At 69.1% G+C, this 5,740-nt stretch carries 7 protein-coding genes; 4 read left to right on the top strand and 3 right to left on the bottom strand.

What is annotated here, in order from left to right:
- A partial coding sequence (locus tag WH07_RS38315) for an SDR family oxidoreductase (RefSeq protein ID WP_157877469.1) occupies positions 1-121 on the top strand: 121 nt, incomplete at its 5' end.
- 70 nt (positions 122-191) lie between these two features.
- Here the strand turns inward: WH07_RS38315 and WH07_RS31895 are convergent.
- Complete coding sequence (locus tag WH07_RS31895; protein WP_046507884.1) at positions 192-524, bottom strand: hypothetical protein; 333 nt, start codon at positions 522-524, stop codon at positions 192-194.
- 6 nt (positions 525-530) lie between these two features.
- A complete protein-coding gene (locus WH07_RS31890) occupies positions 531-956 on the bottom strand; it encodes a winged helix-turn-helix transcriptional regulator (RefSeq protein ID WP_046507882.1) in 426 nt (141 codons plus the stop codon).
- 177 nt (positions 957-1,133) lie between these two features.
- Between WH07_RS31890 and WH07_RS31885 the strand changes: the two genes are divergently transcribed.
- From WH07_RS31885 to WH07_RS31875, 3 genes are all read left to right on the top strand, one after another.
- A complete protein-coding gene (locus tag WH07_RS31885) occupies positions 1,134-2,009 on the top strand; it encodes an NAD(P)-dependent oxidoreductase (RefSeq protein ID WP_046507881.1) in 876 nt (291 codons plus the stop codon).
- A 336-nt stretch (positions 2,010-2,345) separates the two neighbouring features.
- The gene (locus WH07_RS31880; protein WP_046507879.1) at positions 2,346-3,824 is read left to right on the top strand and encodes a glycerophosphodiester phosphodiesterase family protein; all 1,479 of its coding nucleotides are present in this window, start codon (positions 2,346-2,348) and stop codon (positions 3,822-3,824) included.
- A 305-nt stretch (positions 3,825-4,129) separates the two neighbouring features.
- Entirely contained in the window at positions 4,130-4,660 is a 531-nt protein-coding gene (locus WH07_RS31875; protein WP_052744624.1) for a choice-of-anchor K domain-containing protein, read from the top strand.
- Positions 4,661-4,789: 129 nt separating this feature from the next.
- Here the strand turns inward: WH07_RS31875 and WH07_RS31870 are convergent, their stop codons facing one another.
- Positions 4,790-5,521, bottom strand: coding sequence for a Clp protease N-terminal domain-containing protein (locus WH07_RS31870; protein ID WP_046507877.1), 732 nt, complete (start codon positions 5,519-5,521; stop codon positions 4,790-4,792).
- Positions 5,522-5,740: the final 219 nt, after the last annotated feature.

Here is a 5,740-nt window from a genome sequence, read left to right as displayed (position 1 = left end):
CGGAATCCCCCTCCGCCGCCCCGGCCAACCGGCCGAGATCGCCGCGGCGATCGCCTGGCTGCTGTCGGCGGACGCCTCGTACACCACGGGTGCGGTGCTACGAGTCGCCGGCGGGCGCTGAGTCGATCAGGCGGGCAGATAGACAGACGGGCGGGGCAGACGAGCAGGCGAGCAGACCGGCAGGCGGGCAATCAGGTCTGGGCCTGCGGTAGTTGGCCCGACGGCTCGTCGGCCTCCAGCCAGAAGCGTACGGAGCACTCGTCCTCCGGCTCGACCCTGACCGGCCGGCCCCACCACTCGCTCAGGGCGCGGCCGACCTTGTACAGCCGGATACGTTCCGCCGGGCTGTACGCCGGGAACCGCGCCCAGCCGTTGTCGGAGACACGGTTGCCGATCTCGTTGAACAGGGCGATGTGAGCGCGCTGTTCCTCCTCCGGCGTCAGCGGTGTGATGCCGCCCTCCGCGCCGCCCGCGGGATCACCCGGCCGGGGCACCTCGCGTACGTTGTAGAGATCCCGGATCATGCGCTTCTACCGCCCAACTGCCGTGGGAACATCTGCCGCAACGTCCGCGGCGACGTCGCTGGCGACGTCCGCCGAGATGGAGACGGACACCTTTTCGGCCCCGATCCGCCGTATGCGTTCGGTGCCCCATTCTCCCAGGAGGACCAGGGCGGCGTTGAGCGAGATGCCGTGCTCCGTCAGGGAGTACTCGACCTTCGGCGGCACCTGGCGGTACACCTCGCGATGCACGAGCCCGTCTTCCTCCATCTCCCGCAGATGCTGGATCAGCATCTTCTCGCTGACCCCCGGCAGACCGCGTCGAAGCTCGGCGAAGCGGCGGGTCCCGTGGTGCTGCAGCTCCCAGAGGATCAGCGACTTCCACTTGCCGGCCACCACGTCCATCGCCGCGTCGATGCCGCAGAAGTAAGGACCACGTCGTGCTGATGTCGCCATCCGCCCCTCCAACCGTACTGACCGAACACCTGCCGTACTCACCGAGTACCAACCGTACTTACCAATGAGTGAGTACCTGACTAATTAGTCCGTACTGGTCAACGCTACCGGCAGCCGAGAGGATCCAGTCGAACGACGAACACAAGGGGGAGCCACAAAAATGGGGGAGCCACAGAAATGACAGCCAACGACAGTGTCCACGTGAGCGTTCTCGGGCTGGGTGCGATGGGCAGTGCTCTCGCCGCCGCCCTGCTGAAGGCCGGATGCGCGACAACGGTCTGGAACCGCTCGCCGGGGAAGGCGGACAGCCTTGTCGCGCAGGGCGCGGAGGCCGCCGCGACGGCCGGTGACGCGGTCCGGGCCGACCGGTTGGTGATCGTGTGCCTGCTGGACCACGCGTCGGTCCATGAGGTGCTCGACCCGCTCTCCGAGGAGCTGGCCGGACGCACTCTGATCAACCTGACCACGACAACACCGGCCCAGGCACGGGAGTTGGCGGACTGGGCCGCCGGTGTCGGGGCCGCGTATCTGGACGGCGGCATCATGGCCGTACCGCCCATGATCGGCCGGCCGGGGTCGTCGATCCTGTACAGCGGATCGCTCGATGTCTTCCAGCAGTACAAGCCGCTGCTCGACCTGTGGGGCACCAGCACCTACTTCGGCAAGGACGCCGGGCTGGCGTCGCTGTACGACCTCGCCCTGCTCGCGAGCATGTACGTCATGTTCGCCGGATTCATGCACGGCGCCGCGATGGTCGCGCCGGCCGGCATGACCGCGGGCGAGTTCGCCGGCATGGCCGCGCCGTGGCTGACGGCGATGACCGGCGCGTTCCAGGGGTTCGCGGAGGTCATCGACGGTGGGGACTACACGGTCGAGGGACAGCAGAGCCTGGTGTTCTCCGATCTCGGTGATCTCCTGGCCGCCAGTTCCGACCAGGGCATCAGCACCGAGGTGGTCGCCATGGTGCAGGGGCTGATCCAGCGCCAGATCGACGCGGGCCACGGAGAGGAGGGCTTCGCCCGGATCTTCGAGAGCATCAAACAACTGGGCTGAAGCGACTGGGCTGACGTGACCGGCCTGAGGCAACTGGCCTGAAGGCGGCTGCTGTTGGGCGGCGCTGCGGCAGGCGGCCGAGGCGGGCACCGTGTCGGCGGGCGTCGCCGCCGCCGTCGCCCTGGCGGGCACCGCCCCGGCCGGCACCGCGCCGGCACCGCGCCGGCACCGCGCCGGCAGCCGTCGCCCCCGGTCGCAGGATTCCTTGAACGTTAACGATTGCCTCACGCGGCAGTCGGCGTGTTCACCGGTCTCCCGCACAAAGTGGACATCCTCACTCGGTACTGACCTCGAACGATCGCAACTGATCTCACGACTTCAGGAGTTGTCCGCACCATGCGCACCGGATGGAAGTCCCTGACCAGCGCGGCAGCCGCCGCCGTACTGACCGTCACCGCCGTCTGGGGTGCTCCTCGTCTCGTCGAGGCCGCGGCCGACGCCTCCCCGGCGGCCCCGACGACCCCCATGACCCCCGCGGTCCCCGCGAAGCCGCGGCCGGCCATCGACCGGATACATGACGAGTACCTCGATCACACACCGGGCGCCGACGTCATGGTCGTAGCGCACCGCGGCTACTGGCGGGGCGCGCCGGAGAACTCGCTCCGGGCCATCGACCTCGCCGTGGACAAGGGCGCCGACGTCGTGGAGATCGATGTGCAGCGCACCAAGGACGGGCAGTTGGTCCTCATGCACGACACATCCGTCGACCGCACCACCAACGGCACAGGAAACGTCTCGGACCTGACACTCGCCCAGATCAAGGACCTGCGCCTGCGGGCCGGCCTCGGCGGGGGCCAGGCGGCACTGACCGACGACCGGGTGCCCACGCTCGCCGAGGCGCTGGCGACCGTGAAGAACCGGGCGATGGTCAATCTCGACAAGAGCTGGGCCTTCCGTGACCAGGAGTACGACCTGCTGGTCGCCACCGGCACCCTGGACCACGCCATCTTCAAGAGTTCCGCCCCGGTCGCGGAGGTGGAGGCGTTCCTGAGCAAGGACCCCGGCATTCTCTACAGCCATGTGGTCGACGACGCGAACGCCGCCAGTGTCGGCGCCTTCACCGGCCGCCGCCCGCAGTCGTACGAGCTGATCTTCGACCGGCTCACCGACCCGCAGATCCAGCCCGGCGCGGTACGCCGGGCGCAGGCGGAGGGCCGCGTCTGGATCAACACCATGTGGTACGGGCTGGCCGCCGGCTACACCGATGAGGCGTCCCTGATCGACCCCGCCCGCGGCTGGAAGACGGTGGTCGACCGGCACGGCGGGTCCATGATCCAGACGGACAACCAGGAGCAGCTCCGCAGCTGGCTGGCGTCGCGGCACCCGCACGGCAAGGACGCGAAGTGGCCCGTCCTTCCCGCGGGAACGGTCCGCGTACAGGCCGAGGACTACTCCACCGACGGCAAGGACGCGGGCTACCACGACGTGGAGGACGACAACCGGGGCGGAGCCGCACGGAAGTACGAGGGCGTCGACCTCTGCGACCAGGCCGGAGCCCTGGTGATGTGCTGGATCCGTGGCGGGGAGTGGGTCACGTACTCGGTGGACGTGCCCAAGTCGGGTACGTACGCGGTGTCGGCGCGGGTCTCCTCGCCGTACCGTCCGGCCGGGAAGTTCACCCTGGCCTTCGACGGTGCGACGCCCGGCGAACCGGTGGACGTCATGACCACCACCTCGCACGACGCCTTCGAGACGCAGCCGGTCACCGGGGCGCAGCGTCTGTCGAAGGGCACGCACGAGTTCACGGTGCGGATGGACCCGGCCGCCTACCAGAACTTCAACATCGACTACTTCCAGCTCGACCGGCTCCGCTGAGCGGCCTGCCCGGCGGACCGCCCTGGTCCGCCGGGCACAGCCGACGCCCGGCCCGGCCCGGCTCCGGGTCTCGCCGGGTTCCGACCCGACCCGGTCCGGCCCGACCCGGTGCAGCCCGGCTCGGTGCAGCCCGACCCGGTCCGGCCCGGCTCGGGCGCTCTGATCACGCCATGACCCGATCTGTCTCAAATCCACATTCAGGTCGCCCGGCCTCTCCGCTTACGGTGCGTCAGGGCCGCATTACGGACTGCCCCAGCTCAGTGGGAAGTTCACCGGGGCAGACCCGGGGAAGGAGCACTCCTGGCATGGTCAACGTTCTCAGCAGCGGTGTCTGGACGGGTGTCGACGTGGACGAGTCGCAGTTCAGCGGACTGCAAACCAAGCGCCTTGCCTGGGGCGAAGTCGCGGACGAAGTGAAGAGCGCCTACGTCTTCGAGGGCGCCTCCACCCAGGTCGCGCTCGACGGCACCCCCAGCGTGATCGGCACGTTCAAGCACTACAACCACGTGATCCCCATGCCGCCGAACCCGATGTTCACCGCGCAACTCAGCATCACCGTGGCCTTCGGGAACAAGGACAGGCGTACGGTCGGCCCGCTGAAGTTCCAGCACAACGAGACGCCCAACGTGGGCGTGGCACAGGAAGACACGGTCGAACTGGAAGCGGTCGCTTTCAAGCAGGTCGTCCAGGTCGAAGGCCGCTGGTACGACATGCACGTCGACGGTTTCCTCCAGTTCGGCGAGATCACCAGGCACTTCGTCAGCGTCGAGGACGCCGCGGAGCCCAACACCGCAGAACTCAGGGCCTCGTTCGTCCCCTACCAGGGCCCGGCGTAGCCACGGCGGCATCGTCGCCGCCGTACCGACCCGCCCGACGGGCATGGGCGGGCCGGTACGGCAGTCACGGCCGGTGGGACGGTTGCGGCCGCTGGAGCGGTTGCGGCCGGTGGGGCAGTTGCGGCGCCGCTATTTCTTCATCTGCGCCTGGAGCACGCTCAGGACGGTCGACACCTGCTCCTCCGTGCCCGCCTTGTCGAGGCCGAGCCCGCTGAGCACGCCCGTACCGTCCTCCTGCTCCAGCAGCGCCAGCAGCACATGCTCCGTGCCGACGTAGTTGTGCCCCAGCCGCAGCGCCTCGCGGAAGGTCAGCTCAAGGGCCTTCTTCGCCCTGGCGTCGAACGGCACGAGGTCGGGTACGGGCTCACCGGACGGCTCCGGCAACGCCGCGGCCACGGCCTCCGCGACGGCCTCCAGCCGTACGCCCCGGGCGACGATCACCCGTGCGGCCAGCCCCTCCGGGTCGTCGAGCAGCCCCAGTACGAGATGCCCTGTGCCGATCTGCGTGTGGCCACCCTCGCGGGCCTTGTTCTGGGACGCGACGACAACGCTCCTGGCGCGCGGGGTGAACCTGCTGAAGTCCTGGTTCGCGTCGGGCGCCGGCTCGTCCTTCGTCACGAACCGCTTCTGGGCGGCCTGCCGCGTGACGCCCATGGACTTGCCGATCTCGGTCCATGACGCGCCGGAGCGGCGGGCCTGGTCGACGAAGTGGCCGATGAGGTGATCGGCCACTTCACCGAGATGGTCGGCGGCGACGACAGCGCTCTGGAGCTGGTCGAGAGCGTCGCCGTGCACCTTCTTGATCGCCTCGATGAGGTCGTCGAGACGGACGGGATTGGTCATCTGAGTCGGTTCCACCATGAGGCAACCCTAGGTTGACAGTCACGCTCGCGTCAACCCGAGGTTGACACCGGTTGTGTGTTCGGGGCAACGCACCGAGCCCCGCCGTCCGGTACGACGGCGAGGCTCGGCGGGGAGTGCGATTGGCGGTACGGGTCAGGCGTTGAGGTCGCCCCCGGTGAGTGCGCTGATGAAGGACGTCCAGGCGGGGGCGGGGATGGCGATGGCGGGGCCGTCGGG

Origin of the sequence: Streptomyces odonnellii (assembly GCF_000981895.1) — a bacterium.
In the GTDB taxonomy this organism is placed as follows: Bacteria; Actinomycetota; Actinomycetes; order Streptomycetales; family Streptomycetaceae; genus Streptomyces; species Streptomyces odonnellii.
The sequence above is the reverse complement of the archived record's forward strand: the minus strand, read 5'-3'. Positions and strand labels throughout refer to the sequence as shown.